Here is a 21,794-nt window from a genome sequence, read left to right on the forward strand (position 1 = left end):
AAGTCCTTACGAATCTGTGTGTCAGCCGCGGGCGATCAACGCCGCGTCGGCCTCGACCTTTTCGGCCGCTTTCTGGCGGATGAGCTTTTCCAGCTCATCGACCAGGTTGTCATTGGTCAGCTTCTGCGCCGGCTTGCCATCGATGTAAATCAGGTTCGGCGTGCCGCCGGTCAGGCCCACGTGGGCTTCCTTCGCTTCGCCAGGGCCGTTGACCACACAACCGATCACCGCCACATCCAGCGGTACCAGCAGGTCTTCCAGGCGCCCTTCCAGTTCGTTCATGGTCTTGACCACATCGAAATTCTGCCGCGAGCAGCTCGGGCAGGCGATGAAGTTGATGCCACGCGAACGCAGGTGCAGCGACTTGAGGATGTCGTAGCCGACCTTCACTTCCTCGACCGGGTCGGCCGCCAGCGAAATGCGGATGGTATCGCCGATGCCTTCGGCCAGCAGCATACCGAGGCCGACGGCGGATTTCACCGTGCCGGAGCGCAGCCCACCGGCCTCGGTGATGCCCAGGTGCAGCGGCTGGATGATCTGCTTGGCCAGCAAGCGATAGGCTTCGACGGCCATGAACACGTCGGAGGCCTTGACGCTGACCTTGAAGTCCTGGAAATCCAGGCGATCGAGGTGCTCCACATGGCGCAGGGCCGATTCGACCAACGCCGCCGGGGTCGGCTCGCCGTATTTCTTCTGCAGGTCCTTTTCCAGGGAGCCTGCGTTGACACCGATACGGATCGGAATGCCACGGTCACGAGCGGCATCGACCACAGCACGAACACGGTCCTCACGGCCGATGTTGCCCGGGTTGATGCGCAGGCAGTCGACGCCCAGTTCGGCCACGCGCAACGCGATCTTGTAGTCGAAGTGGATGTCAGCGACCAGCGGTACGCTGACCAGTTGCTTGATTTTGCCGAACGCCTCGGCGGCGTCCATGTCCGGCACCGAAACACGGACGATGTCTACACCGGCATCGACCAGGCGCTGGATCTGGCCCACTGTGGCGGCGACATCATTGGTGTCGGTGCTGGTCATGCTCTGCACCGCAATGGGGGCATCACCACCCACCGGTACATTGCCGACCCAGATTTTGCGGGATTCGCGACGTTTGATCGGAGATTCGCCGTGCATGACTTACTGTCCCAACTTCAGGCGAGCGGTTTCGCCACTGGTGAACGGGGCGACATCGACGGCTTGGCCGTTGTAGCTGACCTGGGCGCCGCGGGCAAAGCCCAGGCGTACCGCGAACGGCGGCTTGCCGGTCAACTCGAGGTTGTCGCCCTTGCGCTTGATGGCGCTGAACAGCACCTTGCCGTTGCCATCGGACACCTGGGTCCAGCAATCGGCGGTGAACTGGATGGCTACCTTGGCGCTGCCGGCAGGTACGGCGGCAGGCTCGGCGGTACTGGCCGGCACGCTGGCCTCGGGCGCAACGGGGGCGGCCTGGGCTACGGGTGCGGTTGGCGAGGCCGATGCAGCCGGTGCGGCTGCCGTTGTCGGCGCGGGCGCTGCAGCTTGGGCAGGTGCCTGCTGGGCCGGTGCGGGTGCTGCGGCGTCAGGGGCGGCGGCACTGGCGGCCTCGGGGGCGGCCCCGGCCACCGGCTCGGCAGGTGCCTGCTCCAGCGGCAGCGGCGCGCTTTCGCCCTGCTGGCCCAAGGTAACGGCCTGGTCTTCAGGCTCGTCCAGCGGGTGGATCTGGGTGGTACCGTCGGCGCTTTCGACCTCGACGTGCTCCAGGGCGATCTTGGCCAGGTCCTTGCCGCGCAGGCTGCCCTGGTCCTGCCACCACAGGAAGCTGCCACCGACCACCACAAGCAGCAGCAACAGGCTGACGCCGCGCAGAATGTTGTGCGAAAGGCGCACCGGCTCTTCGATGCGGCCCAGTGAGTGCACGTCGCTGCCCTTGGCATGGGTGCCGGTGTACTGGTCGAAGGCCTCGACCAGCGGCGCCTGGTCCATGTCCATCAGCTTGGCGTAGGCACGGATATAGCCACGGGCGAAGGTGTGCCCTGGCAACTTGTCGAAGGCACCGGTTTCCACGTGGTTCAGCGAACTGACGGTGAGGTTGAGCTTGCGGGCCACCTCGGCTTGCGACCACTCCCGTCTTTCGCGGGCCTGGCGCAACAATTCACCGGGGTTCTGGCCAGTCGCTGCTGCTACTTCGGGATGCGCGGCTTTCATCGTTGCTCCGACAGGTATTGCTGATATTCCGGCGTACCGGGATAAAGTCGTTGTAGTTGCTGGCCCAATTCGGCCTGTGTGCCCTGCTCGTCGAACACCCGGGCAAGACGGCTGCCCAGCAGGAGACTACGGGCATTGTGATCGCTCAACTGGCTGAAACGATCGTAGAAACCCCGGGCCGGCACATAATGCCTGTTTTCGTAGGACAACTCAGCCATTTCCAGCAACGCCCTGGGTTGCCGCTGATTGAGTTGCAGAGCCTTGCTCAGGTACGCCTGCGCCTGGTCACGGTTGCCGAGCTTCAGGGCTGTCAGGCCGAGGTTCTCGTAAACGCGCGAACGTTCAGGATACAGGGTATCGGCGCTGGCGAGGCGAAACATCTGCTCGGCTTCGGCGAAACGCTGCTGAGCATATAGGAAACTGCCGTAATTGTTGCGAATTCGCGTGTCACCGGGGCGTGCCGACAACGCTTTCTGGAAGTGTTGCTCGGCCAGCGCAGCTTCACCTTGGGCCTGGAACACCAGCGCCAAAGCCGCGTGCGCATCGGCATCCTTGGCATCCAGCGCCAGTGCCCTGGCCAACGGCGCCTTGGCCTGCTCGGTCAAACCTTGTTGCAGATAGCCAAGCCCGAGCTGCACGTAAGCGCGCCCCGCCTCCACTCGCCCCTGGTGCGTGGCCAGTGGGTCGCTCGCACCACCCGACACGCAGCCGGCCAGCAGCGAAAGTGCAAGGATCGACAGCGCGGCGCGCAGGCTCATGGCGGGCCCGGACTCAGTGGCGCACAGCGCTGTCTTGCAGCTCGGCGTCGGCAGACAGCTGACGTACGGCGATGTAGCGCTCGCTGCGGCGGGTACGGTCATTGACCTGGCCGACCAGCTGGCCACAGGCGGCATCGATGTCATCGCCACGGGTGGTACGGGTGGTGACGTTGAAGCCACCATGGTGCAGCAGGTCCTGGAAGCGGCGGATAGCGTTGTTGCTGGGGCGCTCGTAACCGGAATGGGGGAACGGATTGAACGGGATCAGGTTGATCTTGCACGGTACATCGCGCAGCAGTTCGATCATCTGCGCGGCATGCTCTGGCTGGTCGTTGACGTCCTTGAGCAGGGTGTACTCGACCGTCAGCACGCGCTTGCCACCCAAGGTGGCCATGTAGCCCATGCACGACTCCAGCAGCATCTTCAACGGGTACTTCTTGTTGATCGGCACCAGCTGGTTGCGCAGCGCGTCGTTAGGCGCATGCAGCGACAGGGCCAGGGACACGTCGATGTGCTTGGCCAGTTCGTCGATCATCGGTACCACGCCGGAGGTGGACAAGGTGACGCGACGCTTGGAAATGCCATAGCCCAGATCATCCATCATGATCTTCATGGCAGCGATGACATTGTCGAAATTCAGCAGAGGCTCGCCCATGCCCATCATGACCACGTTGGTAATGGCGCGGTCGATCTTGGCCGGGACGGTCCCGAAGGATTTGTTGGCAAGCCACACCTGGCCGATCACTTCGGCGGCGGTGAGGTTGCTGTTGAAGCCTTGCTTGCCGGTGGAGCAGAAACTGCAGTCCAGGGCACAGCCGGCTTGCGACGACACGCAGAGGGTGCCGCGATCGTCGGTTGGGATGTAGACGGTCTCGACGCAGCTGCCGGAGGCAACGCGGATCACCCATTTACGGGTGCCGTCTGCGGAAATGTCTTCACTGACCACTTCCGGAGGACGAATTTCGGCAACGGCCTCGAGCTTTTCGCGCAAGGCCTTGCCGACGTTCGTCATGGCGGCGAAATCATCGACGCCAAAATGGTGAATCCATTTCATCACCTGGCCGGCACGGAAGCGCTTCTCCCCGATAGAGTCGAAGAATTGTTCCATTTCCGGCTGGGTCAGGCCCAACAGGTTGATTTTGCCAGTAGATGTCGTCATGGATTCACCCTCACCCGTAAGCTTTCGCTTAGCGAGTGGTTACCTCGGTAGCAGCGAAGAAGTAAGCGATTTCGCGAGCAGCAGCAGCTTCGGAGTCCGAACCGTGAACGGCGTTGGCGTCGATCGACTCGGCGAAGTCAGCACGGATGGTGCCGGCAGCAGCTTCTTTAGGGTTGGTAGCGCCCATCAGCTCACGGTTCAGAGCGATGGCGTTTTCGCCTTCCAGAACCTGAACGACAACCGGGCCGGAAGTCATGAAGGCAACCAGGTCACCGAAGAAGCCGCGCTCGCGGTGCTCGGCGTAGAAACCTTCGGCTTCGGCTTTGGACAGTTGCTTGATTTTCGAAGCAACGATTTTCAGGCCGGCTTCTTCAAAGCGAGTGGTGATCTTGCCGATGACGTTTTTGGCAACTGCGTCAGGCTTGATGATCGAGAAAGTACGTTGAACAGCCATGGAAAACTCCAGAATATGAGTGTTGCGAAAAATTAAACCCGCGAATTATACGCGGGTTCCAGGGGATTGCCTAACCTGCAGCGTCACGCTTAGTCGGCTTCGTCTATCCAGGCCGCCTGGATGGCCTCGAGCACTTTCTCACCGCCGCGTGACGGATCGTCGCTGAATTCCGGCAAGGCCAGCACCCAGCGATGCAGATCGACGAAATTCACATAACGAGGATCGACGTCCGGCTTGCTTTCTGCAAGCTGGATAGCGATCTCAAGTACATCAACCCATTTCAGACTCATTGAAAAATCCTCAGTGGGGCGCTTCGGCAGCGTGGTTGAGCGAATATTTCGGGATCTCGATGGTCAGGTCCTGATCACCGACGACCACCTGGCAGCCGAGACGCGATTGCGCCTCCAGGCCCCAGGCCTTGTCCAGCATGTCCTCTTCGAGTTCGTCGGCTTCTTCAAGCGAATCGAAACCCTTGCGCACGATGCAGTGGCAGGTGGTGCAGGCCTTCACGCCACCGCAAGCGCTTTCCATCTCGATGTGATGGTCGTGGGCCAGCTCCAGGATATTGGTCCCGGGCTCGACCTCCACGCTCAGCCCCTCTGGGCAGAACTTCTCATGCGGCAGGAATGTCACCAGCGGCATCGGTTACTCCTCGATCTCATTCAGGTTGCGCCCGGCCAGTGCGGCTTTGACCGTCGAATCAAGGCGACGGGCGGCAAATGCATCGGTCACCTGCGACAGACGCTTGGTCTGTTGCTCGATGGCAGGGCCATCGGTGCCGTTCAGCAAATCACGTAGTTCTTGCATCTGGAATTCGATGGCTTCGCGCTCTTCACGGCTGAGCAGTCGCTCGCCATCAGCGTCCAGGGCGCCCTGCACAGCTTCAAGCAGGCGCTCGCCGTCAACTTGGTGTTCACGAAGCTGACGCGCCTGCTTGTCGGAGCCGGCATGCTCGAAGGAGTCCTTGAGCATGCGCGCGATCTCGCCGTCGGTCAGGCCGTAGGATGGTTTGACCTGGATGCTTGCCTCTACGCCAGAGCCCAGCTCACGCGCCGCGACGCTGAGCAAACCATCGGCATCGACCTGGAAGGTCACGCGGATTTTCGCGGCGCCGGCAACCATGGCCGGAATACCACGCAGCTCGAAGCGCGCCAGCGAACGGCAGTCGCTGATCAGCTCGCGCTCACCCTGCAGAACGTGAATCATCATGGCCGACTGGCCATCTTTGTACGTCGTGAATTCCTGCGCGCGGGCCACTGGGATGGTGGTATTGCGCGGGATCACCTTTTCCATCAGCCCGCCCATGGTCTCAAGACCAAGGGACAGCGGAATGACGTCGAGCAGCAGCAGCTCACCGCCTTCGCGGCGGTTGCCGGCCAGGGTGTCAGCCTGAATGGCAGCGCCGATGGCGACCACCTGGTCGGGGTCGATCGAGGTCAGCGGGGTACGGCCGAACAGCGTGCCGACCGCTTCACGGACACGCGGTACGCGGGTCGAACCACCGACCATGACCACCGCACCCACCTCCTCCAGTTCGACGCCACTGTCGCGCACGGCGCGGCGGCAAGCCTTGAGGCTACGGGCAATCAGCGGTTCGATCATGGCTTCGAAAGTGGCGCGGCTGAGCTCGCCCTGCCAGGCGCCATGGCTGACGCTGACCAGGTCGGCGTCGGTCAGGGCTTCCTTGGCGGCGCAGGCAGCCTGAAGCAGCTGGCGCTGGGTAGCCGGGTCGAGGTCGGCGGACAGCCCGGCCTGCTCGATGATCCAGCTGGCAATGGCGTGATCGAAGTCATCCCCGCCAAGGGCCGTGTCACCGCCGGTGGCGAGCACTTCGAATACACCTGCGGTCAGGCGCAGGATGGAAATATCGAACGTACCGCCGCCCAAGTCATAGATGGCCACCAGGCCTTCGGCATTCTGGTCCAGGCCATAGGCAACGGCAGCGGCGGTCGGCTCATTGAGCAGGCGCAGCACGTTGAGGCCAGCCAGTTTGGCGGCATCCTTGGTCGCCTGGCGTTGGGCATCGTCGAAATAAGCCGGCACGGTGATCACCGCGCCCACCAACTCGCCACCCAAGGTCGCTTCGGCGCGCTCGCGCAGCACCTTGAGGATATCGGCGGACACTTCCACCGGGCTCTTTGGCCCCTGGACAGTCTCGATGAACGGCATGTGCGACTCGCCGCCAATGAAGCGATACGGCAGCTGCTCACCCAGTTGCTTGACGTCGGCCAGACCACGCCCCATCAGGCGCTTGACCGAAAGCACGGTGTTCAGTGGGTCGCTGGCGGCAGCTTCTCGCGCTGCCAGGCCGACCTCATTGTGGCCAGCCAGATAGCGCACTGCGGAGGGCAGAATGACGTTGCCCTGCGCATCGGGCAGGGGTTCGCTGCGACCGCTGCGCACGGCAGCGACCAGAGAATTGGTAGTACCCAGGTCAATGCCCACCGCCAGGCGACGCTGGTGCGGCTGGGGGGTTTGACCGGGTTCGGCGATCTGCAGTAGGGCCATGCTTATCTGAATACCTTAGGCGTCATCACGGGCAACGCCGGGTTAATCGTCGAGGCGCTCTTCTAGTTGGCGCACTTCCTGGGCGAGCTTGTCGAGGAACTGCATGCGGCGCATCAGGCGCTCGGCCTTGTCGCGCTCGGCAGGCACATCCCAGCAGGCGGCGAAATCCTCGTTGAGCGTGTCCTGAGCAGCCTTCAGGCGCTTCTTGAACACGGCGACACCGTCGAGGTCGGCTTCGTCCTGCAGCTCTTCGAGTTCCTCGCGCCACTGCATCTGCTGCAGCAGGAAGTCAGGGTCGTGGACCGTGACTTCCTGCGGCACCTCGTGGCCACCGATGGCCAGCAAATAGCGGGCACGGCGCGGGGCACTGCGCAACGTCTGGTAGGCGTCGTTGAGGGCGGCGGATTTTTCCAGCGCTACCCGCTGCTCTCGCTCGGAAGCGTCGGCGAAGCGGTCAGGATGAACCTCGCGGGCCAGCTCGCGATAGCGAGTGGCCAGCTTGTCGAGGTCCAACCGGAAGCACGGCTGGAGGTCGAACAGAGCGAAATGACAAGGAGTACCCACAGCCAGCCTCAGACGTTGAAGCTTTCGCCGCAGCCACACTCACCGCGTACGTTGGGGTTGTTGAACTTGAAGCCTTCGTTCAACCCTTCCTTGACGAAGTCCAGCTCAGTGCCGTCAAGGTAAACCAGGCTCTTGGGATCGATGATCACCTTGACGCCATGGTTTTCGAACACGGTGTCCTCGTCCGCCAGTTCATCGACGAACTCCAGCACGTAGGCCAGGCCCGAGCAACCGGTGGTGCGCACGCCCAGGCGGATGCCCTCGCCCTTGCCGCGCCCTTCGAGGGAACGCCGCACGTGGTTGGCGGCGGCTTCTGTCATGCTGATAGCCATCGGTACTTATTCCTCAACGTCGGTACTTCGCAACAGGCGACTTAGATCAAGCCTTTCTTCTGCTTGTAATCGCGAACGGCTGCCTTGATGGCATCTTCGGCGAGTACCGAGCAGTGGATCTTGACCGGCGGCAACGCCAGTTCTTCCGCCAGCTGGGTGTTCTTGATGGTTTCGGCTTCGTCCAGGGTCTTGCCCTTCATCCACTCGGTGGCGAGGGAGCTGGAAGCGATGGCCGAACCGCAGCCGTACGTCTTGAACTTGGCATCTTCGATGATGCCTTGCTCGTTGACCTTGATCTGCAGACGCATCACGTCACCGCACGCTGGGGCGCCGACCATGCCGGTACCGACATCCGGATCCTCGGCATTCATCTTGCCGACGTTACGTGGGTTTTCGTAGTGGTCGATGACCTTTTCACTGTATGCCATGGTGCAATTCCTTCCTCATCAGGGAGCCGCTCTTGCTGGCGACTGCTTAGTGGGCGGCCCACTCGATCTTGGAGATGTCAACGCCGTCTTTGTACATGTCCCACAGCGGCGACAGCTCACGCAGTTTGTTTACAGCCTCGCAGACTTTCTGCGCGGCGTAGTCGACTTCTTCCTCGGTGGTGAAGCGGCCGAAGGAGAAGCGGATCGAGCTGTGCGCCAGCTCGTCGTTGCGGCCCAGAGCGCGCAGTACATACGACGGCTCGAGCGAAGCGGAGGTGCAAGCCGAACCGGACGATACCGCGATGTCCTTGAGCGACATCAGCAGCGACTCGCCTTCGACATAGTTGAAGCTCAGGTTCAGGTTGTGCGGTACGCGGGCAGTCTGGCTGCCGTTGACATACAGCTCTTCGAGGTCCGAGACCTGCTTGAAGAAGCGGTCGCTCAGGGCCTTGATGCGCTGGTTTTCCGCGGCCATTTCCTGCTTGGCGATGGCGAATGCTTCGCCCATGCCGACGATCTGGTGGGTCGGCAGGGTGCCCGAACGCATGCCGCGCTCATGGCCACCGCCGTGAATGATCGCTTCCAGACGCACGCGAGGCTTGCGGCTGACATACAGCGCGCCAATGCCCTTCGGGCCGTAGACCTTGTGCGCGGAGAACGACATCAGGTCGACTTTCAGCTTCTGCAGGTCGATCTCGACCTTGCCGGCCGACTGGGCGGCGTCAACGTGGAACAGCACGCCGCGCGAGCGGGTCAGTTCACCGATGGCGGCGATGTCGTTGATCGAGCCGACTTCGTTGTTGACGTGCATCAGCGAGACCAGAATGGTGTCGTCGCGCAGCACTGCTTCGACCTGGGCCGGGGTGACGATGCCGTCTTCACCGGGCTCCAGATAAGTGACTTCGAAACCTTCACGCTCGAGCTGGCGAGCGGTGTCCAGGACCGCCTTGTGCTCGATCTTGGAGGTGATGATGTGCTTGCCCTTGGTCTGATAGAAGTGCGCCACGCCTTTGAGGGCGAGGTTGTCGGACTCGGTTGCACCGCTGGTCCAGACGATCTCGCGGGGGTCGGCGTTGATCAGCTCGGCAACCTGGCGACGGCCGTTTTCGACCGCTTCCTCGGCCTTCCAGCCGAACACGTGGGAGCGCGAAGCCGGGTTACCGAAGTTACCGTCGACCAGCAGGCAGTCGGCCATCTTCTGGGCGACACGGGGATCGACCGGGGTGGTCGCGGAGTAATCGAGGTAGATCGGCAACTTCATTGAGTATCTCCTATCAGGCGGTGGCGTCGCTCGTCACTGTAAAAGGTCAGTCGACGGCGGACGTCTCAATCTTGTCCAGCTGGGCAGAACGGCCTGCGACACGACGCAGGTCCTGGCGCTGGGCGACTTCCTGCACCTCACGGCGCATGACGAGGTCAGCCAGGCTGATGCCGCTGAGGAATTCGTGGATCTGCTGGCTGAGGTCGCACCACAAGTGGTGGGTCAGGCAGGTGTCACCGGCATGACAATCCCCAAGCCCCTGGCAACGGGTGGCATCGACCGATTCGTTGACCGCGTCGATGACCTGGGCCACCTGGATGGTTTCCATGCCACGAGACAGCTGGTAACCACCGCCCGGGCCGCGCACGCTGGATACCAGGCTGCTGCGGCGCAGCTTGGCGAACAGCTGCTCCAGATAAGAGAGGGAAATGCCCTGGCGCTCGGAAATGTCGGCCAAAGACACAGGCCCATGCTGCGCGTGCAACGCCAGGTCAAGCATGGCTGTCACGGCGTATCGGCCTTTGGTAGTCAGTCGCATGGCTAAATGGATACCACGAGAGTTACAGGATGTGAGCGAGTATGCGATTCCCGAGCATTTAAGTCAACTATTAGACCTACTGCTTTAGTCGGGTTTGCATCTGGGAGGCGGGCGCGATTGTAGCAGCAAAGGGGCGTGAGCACACGCCCCCTATGCCAACCTGCCGTCACTGTGGCGCGATCAATGCGACCGAGCGTCGCGCGGGGCCGCTGCCGCGGTCTCGCTGAAGTCGTCTTCAGGAAGGGCCGGCAGCTCCTTGGCGCAGTAGTCACTGCCCATCTTGGTCAGTGCGCCGCACATCCCTTCCAGGCGCTCGTCGACAGCCTGCAGGTGGTCGAGCATCTGGCCGATGGCGCGCGCCACCGGGTCAGGCATGTCGCCACTGACACCGTAGGCATCGAAGCCGATCTTTTCCGCCATGGCCTTGCGTTTGGCCTCGACTTCGCTGTCTTCGCGCTTGACGATGATGCGCCCCGGGATGCCGACCGCCGTGGCACCTGCCGGCACCGCCTTGGTCACCACCGCGTTGGAGCCGATCTTGGCCCCGGCACCGACGGTGAACGGGCCGAGCACCTTGGCCCCTGCACCCACCACCACGCCGTTTTCCAAGGTCGGATGGCGCTTGCCTTTGTTCCAGCTGGTGCCACCCAGGGTCACGCCCTGGTAAAGCGTGACGTCGTCACCGATCTCGGCGGTTTCGCCGATCACGATACCCATGCCGTGATCGATGAAGAAGCGCCTGCCGATGGTGGCGCCGGGATGGATCTCGATACCGGTCATCCAGCGGCCGAAATTCGACACCAGGCGAGCCAGCCACTTGAAATCGCGCCTCCACAAGGCATTGCCCAGGCGATGCAGCCAGATGGCATGCATACCCGGGTAGCAGGTCAGCACCTCGAAGGCATTGCGCGCCGCCGGGTCCCGATGGAAAACGCTTTGAATATCTTCACGCAGACGTTCGAACATCTGTCAGTCCTTCCTTTTATGCGGCTCGCCCCGCGCGACCTTCTGGGTCTCGGTGAGGATACCGCGCAAAATGCTCATCTCCGGACGCTCCACCGAGCTGCGCCCATACAGCCGGCGCAGGCGCGCCATCAGGTGCTTGGGCTTCGCGGGGTCAAGGAAGCCGATGTCCACCAGGGTTTTCTCCAGGTGTTCATAGAACAGTTCCATTTCGTCCATGGTCGCCAGCTCGCTGGCGTCGACCTTTTCGACTTTCTGCGCCGTGCCTTCAACCGCCAGCCAGGCCATGCGCACCTCATAAGAGAGCACCTGGACCGCTGCGGCCAGATTCAGCGAGCTGAAGTCGGGGTTCGAGGGAATGTGCACGTGGAAGTGACATCGCTGCAGTTCTTCGTTGGTCAGGCCGGCGTGCTCACGCCCGAACACCAAGGCGATCTCCTCTCCCCCGACGGCATGCTCCACGGCCTTGGCCCCGCATTCACGGGGGTCGATCAACGGCCAGGGAATACTGCGCTCACGGGCGCTGGTGCCCATGACCAGGCTGCAGCCGACCAATGCCTGCTCGAGGCTGTCGACCACCTGGGCACCGGCCAGCACATCGTCGGCACCGGAGGCCCGCGCACTGGCGTCCGCGGCGGGGAATTCTTTTGGCTGCACCAGCACCAGACGCGACAAGCCCATGTTTTTCATGGCTCGCGCAGCGCCGCCGATGTTGCCGGGGTGGCTGGTATTGACCAGAACAACACGAATATTTTGCAGCAAGGTGTTGTGCTCACAGATGCGGGTTTTGGGGGATCCGATCTTACAGAACCGACCAGCGTAACGCCATGAAAGCAAATGTGACACTTCTGCCGCCAAACTTTTCTGCTAGAATGTTCGGCTTTCTTCTTTAACATCTCCAGGTGACCCGCCCATGCAGCCTATGCTGAATATCGCCCTGCGCGCCGCTCGCAGCGCCAGTGAACTGATTTTCCGCTCCATCGAACGCCTGGATAGCATCAAGGTGGACGAGAAAGAGGCTAAGGACTACGTTTCCGAGGTTGATCGCGCCGCCGAGCAGAGCATCGTCAACGCCCTGCGCAAGGCTTATCCGAACCACTCCATCCAGGGTGAGGAAACCGGCCTGCACGCGGGCTCCGGTGAAGAAGGCAAAGACTACCTTTGGGTCATCGACCCACTGGACGGCACCACCAACTTCCTGCGTGGCATCCCGCACTTCGCCGTCAGCATCGCCTGCAAATACCGTGGCCGCCTCGAGCACGCCGTGATCGTCGACCCGGTACGCCAGGAAGAATTCACCGCCAGCCGTGGCCGTGGCGCCCAGCTCAATGGCCGCCGCCTGCGCGTCAGCTCGCGCACCAGCCTGGACGGCGCCCTGCTGGGCACCGGCTTCCCGTTCCGTGACAACCAGATGGCTGACATGGACAGCTACCTGGGCATGTTCCGCGCCCTGACTGGCCAGACCGCCGGCATCCGCCGCGCCGGCTCCGCCAGCCTGGACCTGGCCTACGTGGCTGCCGGCCGCTTCGACGCCTTCTGGGAGTCGGGCCTGTCCGAGTGGGACATGGCAGCAGGCGTGCTGCTGATCCAGGAAGCGGGCGGCCTGGTGAGCGACTTCAACGGTGGCCACGACTTCCTCGACAAAGGCCACATCGTTGCCGGCAACATCAAGTGCTTCAAGGCCGTGCTGACCGCTATCCAGCCGCACCTGCCAGAGCACATGAAGCGCTAAGCGCAGATTGCAGGCACAAAAAAAGCACCTCGCGGTGCTTTTTTTGTGCCTGCAATCTCATTGCTGCCCGGCGTCACTCAGGATCAGCTTGCCGTTCTTGTCCAGCGGGATGGTCGAGCCCGGCTCGCGATCCATCTTCACCTTGCCCACCTGGCCATCGATTGAATAGGTCACGGTGTACCCAACGACCTTCTCACTGACATCATTGACCGTGTTGCAACGGGTTTGCGTGGTGGTATAGGTGTCACGCTGCTGCATGCCCTCCTGCACCTTGTTACCGGCATAGCCACCACCGACAGCACCGGCCACGGTGGCGATCTTCTTGCCGGTGCCGCCACCGATCTGATTGCCCAGCAAGCCGCCCGCCAGGGCGCCTACCACAGTACCGGCGATCTGATGCTGATCCTTGACCGGCGCCTGACGCGTCACGGCCACGTCCTTGCACACTTCGCGAGGGGTTTTCACCTGCTGCTTGATCGGCTGCACGTCGGTGACCTGGGCGTATTCGGGGCCTTTGTTCACCAAGCTGTAGGTCGCCACAGCACCTCCGGCAGTCACACCGACAGCACCCAGTACCGCACCCACCAGCATTGATTTATTCACATTGAACCTCCTGATTCATACCCGCGGGGTAAACCCGCCTGCTCCCAGCCTTGGAGCAAAAAAAAAGGCGCGAGTTCAACACTCGCGCCTTTTCGATCGCCGAACGGCGTAGGGCTAAGCCTTAAGGGCGGTCATCCACACCGTCGGTCTTGGCCGGCGGAATGAGGTCTTCGCTGTTCAGGTTCAGCCAGATCAGCACCACGTTGGCGATGTAGATCGAGGAGTAGGTACCCGCCATGACACCGATGAACAGGGCCAGGGAGAAGCCGAACAGGTTGTCACCGCCGAAGAACAGCAGCGCAGCGATTGCCAGCAGGGTCGATACCGAAGTGGCCACCGTGCGCAGCAAGGTTTGCGTGGTCGAGATATTGATGTTCTCGATCAGCGAGGCCTTGCGCATCACGCGGAAGTTCTCACGCACCCGGTCGAACACCACGATGGTGTCGTTGAGCGAGTAACCAATGATCGCCAGCACCGCCGCCAGTACCGTCAGGTCGAAGGTGATCTGGAAGAACGACAGGATACCCAGCGTCACCACCACGTCGTGGATCAGCGAAATGATCGCGCCCACGGCGAATTTCCACTGGAAGCGGAAAGCCAGGTAGATGAGGATGCCGCCCAGCGCCAGGAGCATGCCGAGGCCACCCTGGTCGCGCAGCTCTTCACCCACTTGCGGGCCAACGAACTCGACGCGCTTGACCGTCGCCGGGTTGTCACCGCCAACCTTCTGCAGGGCTTCGGCCACCTTGTTACCCAGCATCGGATCATCGCCAGGCATACGCACCAGCAGGTCGGTGGTAGCGCCGAAGCTCTGCACCACGGCCTCGTGGAAACCGGATTCGACCAGCTCGGCACGCACCGCCTTGAGGTCGGCCGGGCGCTCGTAGGTCAGCTCGATCAGCGTACCGCCGGTGAAGTCCAGGCCGAAGTTCAGGCCCTTCTGCCACCAGCTGAACAGTGCCAGCACGGTAAGGAGCACGGTTACGGCGAACGCGACCTTGCGCACACCCATGAAATTGATGGTTTTCATCGTCGCCCCCTCAAACCCACAGCTTCTTGATGTCACGCCCGCCACAGGTCAGGTTGACCAGCGCACGGGTCATCATGATGGCGGTGAACATCGAGGTGAAAATCCCGAGGGACATGGTGACCGCAAAGCCCTTGACCGGGCCGGTACCCATGGCAAAGAGGATGCCGCCGACCAGCAATGTGGTCAGGTTGGCATCGACGATCGCCGAATACGCGCGGTTGAAGCCTTCATGAATCGCCCGCTGCACCGACATGCCGGCAGCGATCTCTTCACGGATACGCGAGAAGATCAGTACGTTGGCGTCGACGGCCATGCCCATGGTCAGCACGATGCCGGCGATGCCTGGCAAGGTCAGGGTGGCGCCCAACAGCGACATCAACGCCAGCAGCAAGACCATGTTGCCCGCCAGGGCGATGGTCGCCAGCACGCCGAACGCGCGGTAGATGGCGATGATGAACAGCGAGACGAACAGCATGCCCCACAGCGACGCATCGATACCTTTGGTGATGTTGTCGGCACCCAGGCTCGGGCCGATGGTACGTTCTTCAGCGAAGTACATCGGCGCGGCCAGGCCACCAGCACGCAGCAGCAGAGCCAGCTCGGACGATTCGCCCTGCCCGTTCAGGCCGGTGATGCGGAACTGGCTGCCCAGCGGCGACTGGATGGTCGCCAGGCTGATGATCTTCTTCTCTTCCACGAAGCTCTGTACCGGCACGTCCTTCTCGACGCCGTTGACAGTCTGCTTGACGTAGCGGGTAATCGGCTTCTGCTCGATGAAGATCACCGCCATGCTGCGCCCGACATTGCTGCGGGTCGCGCGACTCATCAGCTCGCCACCGTGGCCGTCCAGGCGAATGTTCACCTGCGGCCGGCCATGCTCGTCGAAGCTGGCCTGGGCGTCGGTAACCTGGTCACCGGTGATGATCAGGCCACGCTCGACCTGGGCGGAACGGCCGCCCTCACGGAACTCGAAGACGTCGGTAGTGGCCCTGGACGCACCCGGCTCGGCGCCGAAGCGGAACTCCAGGTTGGCGGTCTTGCCGAGGATACGCTTGGCTTCGGCAGTGTCCTGCACACCTGGCAGTTCGACCACGATGCGGTTGGCGCCCTGGCGCTGAACCAGCGGCTCGGCGACGCCCAGCTCGTTGACGCGGTTGCGCACGGTGGTGAGGTTCTGCTTGATCGAGTACTCGCGGATCTCGGCGACTTTCGCCTGAGTCAGCGCCAGACGCAGCACAGCGGTTTCATTACGTTCGCTGGTGGTCAGGTCGAAATCACTGAAATTCTTGCGGATCAGGGCACGTGCCTGTTCGCGGGTTGCATCGTCGGCGAAGCCCAGCATGATGCCGCCATCCTGCTGAGGCAGGCTGCGGTAGCGGACGCGCTCTTTGCGCAGCAAGGTCTTGACCTCGCCTTCGTAGACTTTCAGGCGGGCGCTCATGGCCTTGTCCATGTCCACTTCCAGCAGGAAGTGCACACCACCGGACAGGTCCAGGCCCAGCTTCATCGGGCTTGCACCCAGGTTACGCAGCCATTGCGGAGTGGTTTGGGCCAGGTTCAGGGCCACGACATAATCATCGCCCAGTGCCTTGCGCACCACATCCTTGGCTGGCAACTGGTCTTCCTGGTTGCTCAGGCGCACCAGCGCACTGCCCTTCTCACCCAGGCTCGCACCTTTGACGGTGATACCGGCTTCGGTCAGCGCCTTGCTGACGCGGTCGAGGTCGGCCTGGTTAACCTGCAGCGCCGAGCTGGCACCGCTGATCTGCACCGCCGGGTCATCCGGGTAGAGGTTGGGAGCGGAATAAATAAAACCGATCGCCAGTACCATCACGATCAGTGCGTATTTCCACAGAGGGTATTTGTTCAGCATCACGCCGCCCGTTCAAGACGCGGGGCGCGTTGCGCGCCCCGACTGGAAAAAAAACCGGTAACTCAGATAGCCTTGAGCGTACCTTTTGGCAGGGTCGCGGCAATGGCGCCCTTCTGGAACTTCAGCTCGACCGTGTCGGACACTTCCAGCACCACGAAATCATCGGAAACCTTGACGATCTTGCCAGCGATGCCGCCGTTGGTGACAACTTCATCACCTTTTTGCAAGTTGCTCAGCAGGTTCTTCTGCTCTTTGGCACGCTTGGCCTGCGGGCGCCAGATCATCAGGTAGAAGATGACCAGGAAACCGACCAGGAAAATCCACTCGAAGCCGGTGCCGGCTGGGCCAGCGGCGGGTGCAGCAGCGTCCGCATAGGCGGCGGGGATCAAGAAGCTCATTGGGCACTCCAGTTGCGTAAGTTTTAATTAGATGGTGCGAACAATCAGTCCAAAGGCGGCACAGGTAGCCCGCGCTTGGCATAGAAGGCGTCGACGAAGGCGGCCAATTTACCCTGTTGAATAGCCTCGCGTAAACCGGCCATCAAGCGCTGGTAATGGCGCAAGTTGTGGATGGTATTCAGCATGCTGCTCAACATTTCGCCGCACTTGTCCAGATGATGGAGATAGGCGCGGGAGAAGTTTGTGCAGGTGTAGCAATCACAGGTCGGATCCAGCGGCGAATCATCGTGGCGATGGAACGCGTTGCGGATCTTGATCACCCCTGTATCGACGAACAGATGGCCGTTGCGCGCATTACGCGTCGGCATCACGCAGTCGAACATGTCGACGCCGCGGCGCACACCCTCAACGAGATCTTCAGGTTTGCCTACCCCCATAAGGTAACGAGGTTTGTCAGCAGGCATCTGATCTGGCAGGTAATCCAGCACCTTGATCATTTCATGCTTGGGCTCGCCCACCGACAGACCACCGATGGCCAGGCCGTCGAAGTCGATATTGACCAACGCTTCCAGCGAGCGCATGCGCAAGTCCTGGTACATGCCGCCCTGAACGATGCCGAACAGCGCCGCGGTGTTGTCCCCGTGGGCATTCTTCGAGCGTTGCGCCCAACGCAGCGACAGCTCCATGGAGGTGCGCGCCACATCGTGCTCTGCAGGGTACGGTGTGCACTCGTCGAAGATCATCACGATGTCCGAACCCAGGTCGCGCTGCACCTGCATGGACTCTTCAGGGCCCATGAACACCTTGGAGCCGTCCACTGGGGAGGCGAAGGTCACGCCCTCCTCCTTGATCTTGCGCATGGCGCCCAGGCTGAACACCTGGAAACCACCCGAATCGGTCAGGATCGGGCCTTTCCACTGCATGAAATCGTGCAGGCCGTTGTGCTTCTTGATCACCTCGGTGCCCGGGCGCAGCCACAGGTGGAAGGTGTTGCCGAGGATGATCTCGGCACCAATGGCCTCGATGTCACGCGGCAGCATGCCCTTGACCGTGCCATAGGTGCCCACCGGCATGAACGCCGGGGTCTCGACCGTGCCACGGGGGAACGTCAGGCGGCCACGACGGGCCTTGCCGTCGGTGGCCAGCAGTTCGAAGGACATTCGACAGGTGCGACTCATGCTTGATCCTCTGGGCCGCGTGGCGCCGGATTGCGGGTGATGAACATGGCATCACCGTAACTGAAGAAGCGGTACCCCTGCTCGACCGCCGCCTTGTAGGCAGCCATGGTCTCGGGGTAACCGGCGAATGCCGAGACCAGCATCAGCAGCGTGGACTCCGGCAGGTGGAAGTTGGTGACCAAGGCATCGACCACATGGAACGGCCGGCCTGGGTAGATGAAAATATCGGTATCGCCGCTGAAGGCCTTGAGCACGCCATCGCGCGCAGCGCTTTCCAGCGACCGTACGCTGGTGGTGCCGACCGCAACCACACGGCCACCCCGGGCCCGGCAGGCCTCGATGGCATCGACCACATCCTGGCTCACTTCGAGCCACTCTTTATGCATGTGGTGGTCTTCGATCTTGTCGACCCGCACCGGCTGGAAGGTGCCCGCGCCGACATGCAGGGTGACGAAGGCACGCTCCACGCCCATGGCGGCGATCTTGTCCAGCAGCGCTTCGTCGAAGTGCAGGCCCGCGGTCGGTGCGGCTACGGCACCAGCGCGTTCGGCGTACACGGTCTGGTAGCGCTCACGGTCGGCGCCCTCGTCCGGGCGGTCGATGTAAGGCGGCAGCGGCATGTGCCCAACACGTTCGAGCAACGGCAGCACCTCTTCGGTGAAGCGCAGTTCGAACAGCGTGTCGTGGCGGGCAACCATCTCGGCCTCGCCACCGCCGTCGATGAGGATCACCGCGCCTTCTTTAGGGGCCTTGCTGGCGCGCACGTGGGCGAGCACGCGGTGGCTGTCCAGTACCCGCTCGACCAGCATCTCCAGCTTGCCGCCGGAGGCTTTCTGGCCAAACAGCCGCGCCGGGATGACCCGGGTGTTGTTGAACACCATCAGGTCGCCGGGGCGCAGGTAGTCGAGCAGATCGGTGAATTGTTTGTGCGCCAGCGCCCCGCTTGGCCCATCGAGGACCAGCAGTCGGCTGCCATGGCGCTCGGCCAGCGGGTGGCGGGCGATCAGGGAATCGGGGAGTTCGAAGGAAAAATCGGCGACGCGCATGATGATGTTCGGGTTCGGCAGGGCCGGGAAGTTTAGCCCAATGTGTGAAAATTGACCATGAAAGCCGATTGACCGACCAGAGGTAGCTCTCTATACTGCGCGCCACACGCCCTGATGGCGGAATTGGTAGACGCGGCGGATTCAAAATCCGTTTTCGAAAGGAGTGGGAGTTCGAGTCTCCCTCGGGGCACCAAAATCCGGAAAAAACCGACCGTATGGTCGGTTTTTTTATGCCTGCGGTTTGACCAGCAAGCTCCTGGCCCAGTGCATCGTCATACGCCCAAGCAAACGCCGAGTATCGCTACACAGGCAAATGCCTTGGCGCAGCACACTACGCGCCCGTTACCATCTTGCAGGCACGGGGCATAGGTTCACTAAGCAGGCCCGTGAAATCATGAGGGTCGCCCGGCCTTGATCCATTCCGTTACCTGCCTCATGGTCAGCCGATACCTGGCGCAGTTGTGCAGCGCCAGGATATCCAGTTCAGCCTGCAACAGAGGCTGAAACTGCCTTTTCTCGTCCTCTGAAAAAGGCAGCCCGGCTACCACCGAGCGGACAGTGAGCCTGTCGCGTACGACGGCACCAATCGTCTCGTTCAACACCTCTCGATACTGCAGGCGCACAGGGTCTGGAACCCCCATTGCTTCAAGCATCACGCCATACTTGCTGATCGACCTGCGATAGACCCAGACAAACAGATCCGCTGCCATCGCCATATCACGCTGCTCATACACCCCCATCATCGCCAGCGCATAGTCCTGCGGGTTTACGTCCAGGAACGACAAAGGCGAGCAGTTATAGAGCATCAGCGGTATGTTCGCCGCCAAACGACTTGTGCGCTTGTTGCCATCTTCGAAGGGTTGCAGGTAGGCCAGGTTTATCCACAAGAAGAATGCCGCCTCGATGGGATTCTTGATCTGCCGCGCCTTGTCGAGTATCAAGTCGAACATCTCTTCCAGCAGTGAGGGCACCTGGGTTGGGAAGTAGGTAGTCCCGCTGATGTTCACGACTGTCTGGCGAATACTGCCCAAGGCATTGCTGTCTGCTAGCAGATCCTGCATCAGCAAGCCATGCAGGTTGCGGATGACGGCTGAGTTGAGCCCGTATTCAGGTACTGCATCAACCATGAATTCGATGGCCGCCTTGTGATTGAGCAACATCACCGCATCGAGATCTCCCTGCGTCACACCACTTTCGAACAGCTTCTTGGTGTCGAGCAGCGTATAGCGGTTGCCTTCCAGACGTGAAGAAGACCATGACAGGTCAATCAACAAAGGTTCGAGTACTTTGCGCGCGTAGGTGCCGGCTGGCTGCTGCCCCCTCATCCGGCCTTCAGCCTCTAGCGCAGCCGTCAAGCTGGGTGGCAGCCAGGCAGTCTGGTTCGGCTCGTAGCTGTCTACAAGGTCGCGCTGATAGGTGACGACTTCGCGCATTGCCAATGGACGGGTCAACGACTTGCGCAGGGCGAGGCTCGCAGGCGACCAAGGCAGATCAGCGGAAGGAGACTGCGCAGGCGCACTGTCTGGCAATTGAGCATCTGCCGTGACCAGCCGGTAACGCGTGATGCGTCCGTCCTTCTCGCGCTGAACCTGGCCCGCCTCCAACAACGCATCGAGGTGACGCTTGACTGTGGCCCAACTTGCATCGAGACGCTCGGCGATCTCACGCGATCTTAGGCTCCGATCCTCCTGAAGCAGTTTCAGAATCTTGTTCAGCAATGTCATGGCGTCTCCGGATGCAGCTCAATGCAGCTCAATGCAGCTCAATATAGCTCAATCCAGCTCAATCCAGCTCAATCCAGCTCAATCCAGCTCAATCCAGCTCAATCCAGCTCAATCCAGCTCAATCCAGCTCAATCCAGCTCAACGAGCTGAGGCCATTTCACTTTTGAATGCAAGCCCTTTTCAACCCGCACTTTTGACGCCACCCCAATGGCCACGGGCTCTCCAGCCATGCCTGGAATCTATTGGCCAGCACCTTTGCCCCCACCTAAGATGTCATTCGTCGGATATACACAGAAAGTATTGATGGCGTAATAGCACTTCGCCATAGTCGCGCTCCCATTTCTCGATATCTGTGCCAATCATGAAATCAACTGTGCCTTGCCTGGCAGCAATGATGCTGCTCAGTGGGTGCAATGGAGTGCCAACGTCCTACGTGTCGGACCCAGTCTACGATCAGGCATTCGTGGTCACCTCCGGTGCACCGCTGCCGATGCTGCTGATGGCCACCGCCATCCAGTGGAACGAAGACTACGCAGTAACCGCCAAGCACACCCCCTTCCTGCGCAACGTGGTCCATGAAGGCCTGGGTGATGTAGTGTTCTTCAAGCACAAGGCGGCGCAGGTGCCGCTCTGGCGGCAGTACGTGCCAGGCGAGTCTGTGACAGCGGTCGGCTTCAACAGCCTGATGATGCCCGTGCAGGGCAAGGGCCACACCCTGGCTTCGCTGGTACGCCTGCAGGGCACGCCAGGCAGCGTGTTCTATTCGGTGCACGACGGCCCGATGGTCAAAGGCATGTCCGGTGGCCCGGTGTTCGCCGACGACGGCAAGGTTGTTGGGATCAATGTCGCTTTCATCGCCAAAGATGAAATCGATGCGCGCAGCCGGCCGGACCTGGCCGACAAAGAGCGTGTCAGCGTGTTCATGTCGTATAGCGAAATCGACAAGGAATGGCGCCGCTTCCAGTACCTGGCCGATAAAACCAAGCCCAAGGCCGCGCCTGCCGCGATCAAAGGGTATGTCGCTGTCGCCGCCAAACCTTGAATTGAACCTGGGCTCAGGCCAG

The 21,794-nt window shown here is 61.5% G+C and carries 24 protein-coding genes and 1 tRNA gene; 3 read left to right on the forward strand and 22 right to left on the reverse strand.

Annotated elements, in window-relative coordinates; genetic code table 11:
- Positions 1–21: 21 nt before the first annotated feature.
- The 15 genes from ispG to trmJ form a co-directional block, all read right to left on the reverse strand.
- Entirely contained in the window at positions 22–1,131 is a 1,110-nt protein-coding gene (gene ispG, locus ACIPZH_RS05370; RefSeq protein WP_400635431.1) for a flavodoxin-dependent (E)-4-hydroxy-3-methylbut-2-enyl-diphosphate synthase, read from the reverse strand.
- A gap of 3 nt (positions 1,132–1,134) precedes the next feature.
- On the reverse strand, positions 1,135–2,181 hold the full coding sequence (locus ACIPZH_RS05375) for a RodZ family helix-turn-helix domain-containing protein (protein WP_349974817.1): 1,047 nt from the start codon (positions 2,179–2,181) through the stop codon (positions 1,135–1,137).
- Entirely contained in the window at positions 2,178–2,939 is a 762-nt protein-coding gene (pilW, locus tag ACIPZH_RS05380; protein WP_400635433.1) for a type IV pilus biogenesis/stability protein PilW, read from the reverse strand. The genes ACIPZH_RS05375 and pilW overlap by 4 nt, the downstream gene beginning before the upstream one ends.
- 13 nt (positions 2,940–2,952) lie before the next feature.
- A complete protein-coding gene (gene rlmN, locus ACIPZH_RS05385; RefSeq protein WP_241804184.1) occupies positions 2,953–4,098 on the reverse strand; it encodes a 23S rRNA (adenine(2503)-C(2))-methyltransferase RlmN in 1,146 nt (381 codons plus the stop codon).
- 28 nt (positions 4,099–4,126) lie between these two features.
- Positions 4,127–4,552 carry a nucleoside-diphosphate kinase gene (ndk, locus tag ACIPZH_RS05390; protein WP_241804183.1) on the reverse strand — a complete coding sequence of 142 codons (426 nt, stop codon included), beginning with the start codon at positions 4,550–4,552 and terminating at the stop codon, positions 4,127–4,129.
- Between the two features lie 89 nt (positions 4,553–4,641).
- Positions 4,642–4,842 (reverse strand): Fe-S cluster assembly protein IscX, encoded by a 201-nt coding sequence (gene iscX / locus ACIPZH_RS05395; protein WP_024762959.1) that lies wholly within the window; start codon positions 4,840–4,842, stop codon positions 4,642–4,644.
- A gap of 10 nt (positions 4,843–4,852) precedes the next feature.
- The gene (gene fdx, locus ACIPZH_RS05400; RefSeq protein WP_039604293.1) at positions 4,853–5,194 is read right to left on the reverse strand and encodes an ISC system 2Fe-2S type ferredoxin; all 342 of its coding nucleotides are present in this window, start codon (positions 5,192–5,194) and stop codon (positions 4,853–4,855) included.
- 3 nt (positions 5,195–5,197) lie between these two features.
- Complete coding sequence (gene hscA / locus ACIPZH_RS05405) at positions 5,198–7,060, reverse strand: Fe-S protein assembly chaperone HscA (protein ID WP_400635435.1); 1,863 nt, start codon at positions 7,058–7,060, stop codon at positions 5,198–5,200.
- A gap of 42 nt (positions 7,061–7,102) precedes the next feature.
- Complete coding sequence (gene hscB / locus ACIPZH_RS05410; RefSeq protein WP_027920280.1) at positions 7,103–7,624, reverse strand: co-chaperone HscB; 522 nt, start codon at positions 7,622–7,624, stop codon at positions 7,103–7,105.
- 8 nt (positions 7,625–7,632) lie between these two features.
- Positions 7,633–7,956 (reverse strand): iron-sulfur cluster assembly protein IscA, encoded by a 324-nt coding sequence (iscA, locus tag ACIPZH_RS05415; protein WP_008092567.1) that lies wholly within the window; start codon positions 7,954–7,956, stop codon positions 7,633–7,635.
- Positions 7,957–7,997: 41 nt separating this feature from the next.
- Positions 7,998–8,384, reverse strand: a complete 387-nt coding sequence (gene iscU / locus ACIPZH_RS05420) for a Fe-S cluster assembly scaffold IscU (protein WP_007929523.1) — start codon at positions 8,382–8,384, stop codon at positions 7,998–8,000.
- Positions 8,385–8,430: 46 nt separating this feature from the next.
- Complete coding sequence (locus ACIPZH_RS05425; protein WP_241804181.1) at positions 8,431–9,645, reverse strand: IscS subfamily cysteine desulfurase; 1,215 nt, start codon at positions 9,643–9,645, stop codon at positions 8,431–8,433.
- Positions 9,646–9,691: 46 nt separating this feature from the next.
- Positions 9,692–10,183: a Fe-S cluster assembly transcriptional regulator IscR gene (gene iscR / locus ACIPZH_RS05430; RefSeq protein ID WP_042111731.1), complete on the reverse strand. Its 492-nt coding sequence runs from the start codon at positions 10,181–10,183 to the stop codon at positions 9,692–9,694.
- A 180-nt stretch (positions 10,184–10,363) separates the two neighbouring features.
- On the reverse strand, positions 10,364–11,149 hold the full coding sequence (gene cysE / locus ACIPZH_RS05435; protein ID WP_241804180.1) for a serine O-acetyltransferase: 786 nt from the start codon (positions 11,147–11,149) through the stop codon (positions 10,364–10,366).
- 3 nt (positions 11,150–11,152) lie between these two features.
- Positions 11,153–11,908: a tRNA (cytosine(32)/uridine(32)-2'-O)-methyltransferase TrmJ gene (gene trmJ, locus ACIPZH_RS05440; protein WP_267818598.1), complete on the reverse strand. Its 756-nt coding sequence runs from the start codon at positions 11,906–11,908 to the stop codon at positions 11,153–11,155.
- 151 nt (positions 11,909–12,059) lie between these two features.
- Here trmJ and suhB point away from each other — a divergent pair, with 151 nt between their 5' ends.
- Positions 12,060–12,878 carry an inositol-phosphate phosphatase gene (suhB, locus tag ACIPZH_RS05445; RefSeq protein WP_400635437.1) on the forward strand — a complete coding sequence of 273 codons (819 nt, stop codon included), beginning with the start codon at positions 12,060–12,062 and terminating at the stop codon, positions 12,876–12,878.
- A 57-nt stretch (positions 12,879–12,935) separates the two neighbouring features.
- Here the strand turns inward: suhB and ACIPZH_RS05450 are convergent, their stop codons facing one another.
- The 6 genes from ACIPZH_RS05450 to queA all read right to left on the reverse strand — a co-directional run bounded on the left by ACIPZH_RS05450 (position 12,936) and on the right by queA (position 19,006).
- Positions 12,936–13,481 (reverse strand): glycine zipper 2TM domain-containing protein, encoded by a 546-nt coding sequence (locus tag ACIPZH_RS05450; protein ID WP_267818600.1) that lies wholly within the window; start codon positions 13,479–13,481, stop codon positions 12,936–12,938.
- Positions 13,482–13,602: 121 nt separating this feature from the next.
- Positions 13,603–14,511 (reverse strand): protein translocase subunit SecF, encoded by a 909-nt coding sequence (gene secF, locus ACIPZH_RS05455; protein ID WP_400626061.1) that lies wholly within the window; start codon positions 14,509–14,511, stop codon positions 13,603–13,605.
- Between the two features lie 10 nt (positions 14,512–14,521).
- Positions 14,522–16,384: a protein translocase subunit SecD gene (gene secD / locus ACIPZH_RS05460; RefSeq protein WP_400635439.1), complete on the reverse strand. Its 1,863-nt coding sequence runs from the start codon at positions 16,382–16,384 to the stop codon at positions 14,522–14,524.
- A 62-nt stretch (positions 16,385–16,446) separates the two neighbouring features.
- Complete coding sequence (gene yajC, locus ACIPZH_RS05465; RefSeq protein WP_008092587.1) at positions 16,447–16,782, reverse strand: preprotein translocase subunit YajC; 336 nt, start codon at positions 16,780–16,782, stop codon at positions 16,447–16,449.
- Between the two features lie 44 nt (positions 16,783–16,826).
- A complete protein-coding gene (tgt, locus tag ACIPZH_RS05470) occupies positions 16,827–17,942 on the reverse strand; it encodes a tRNA guanosine(34) transglycosylase Tgt (protein ID WP_241804434.1) in 1,116 nt (371 codons plus the stop codon).
- Between the two features lie 14 nt (positions 17,943–17,956).
- On the reverse strand, positions 17,957–19,006 hold the full coding sequence (gene queA, locus ACIPZH_RS05475; protein WP_400635441.1) for a tRNA preQ1(34) S-adenosylmethionine ribosyltransferase-isomerase QueA: 1,050 nt from the start codon (positions 19,004–19,006) through the stop codon (positions 17,957–17,959).
- A gap of 108 nt (positions 19,007–19,114) precedes the next feature.
- Here queA and ACIPZH_RS05480 point away from each other — a divergent pair.
- Positions 19,115–19,199, forward strand: a tRNA-Leu gene (locus ACIPZH_RS05480).
- A 199-nt stretch (positions 19,200–19,398) separates the two neighbouring features.
- Here the strand turns inward: ACIPZH_RS05480 and ACIPZH_RS05485 are convergent.
- Entirely contained in the window at positions 19,399–20,730 is a 1,332-nt protein-coding gene (locus tag ACIPZH_RS05485) for a Fic family protein (protein ID WP_400635443.1), read from the reverse strand.
- Between the two features lie 394 nt (positions 20,731–21,124).
- On the opposite strand from ACIPZH_RS05485, the gene ACIPZH_RS05490 reads away from it, so the two are divergent.
- A complete protein-coding gene (locus tag ACIPZH_RS05490) occupies positions 21,125–21,772 on the forward strand; it encodes a trypsin-like peptidase domain-containing protein (RefSeq protein ID WP_267824095.1) in 648 nt (215 codons plus the stop codon).
- Positions 21,773–21,794: the final 22 nt, after the last annotated feature.

Origin of the sequence: Pseudomonas sp. NPDC089758 (genome assembly GCF_044748705.1) — a bacterium.
GTDB classification, from domain to species: Bacteria; Pseudomonadota; Gammaproteobacteria; order Pseudomonadales; family Pseudomonadaceae; genus Aquipseudomonas; species Aquipseudomonas putida_X.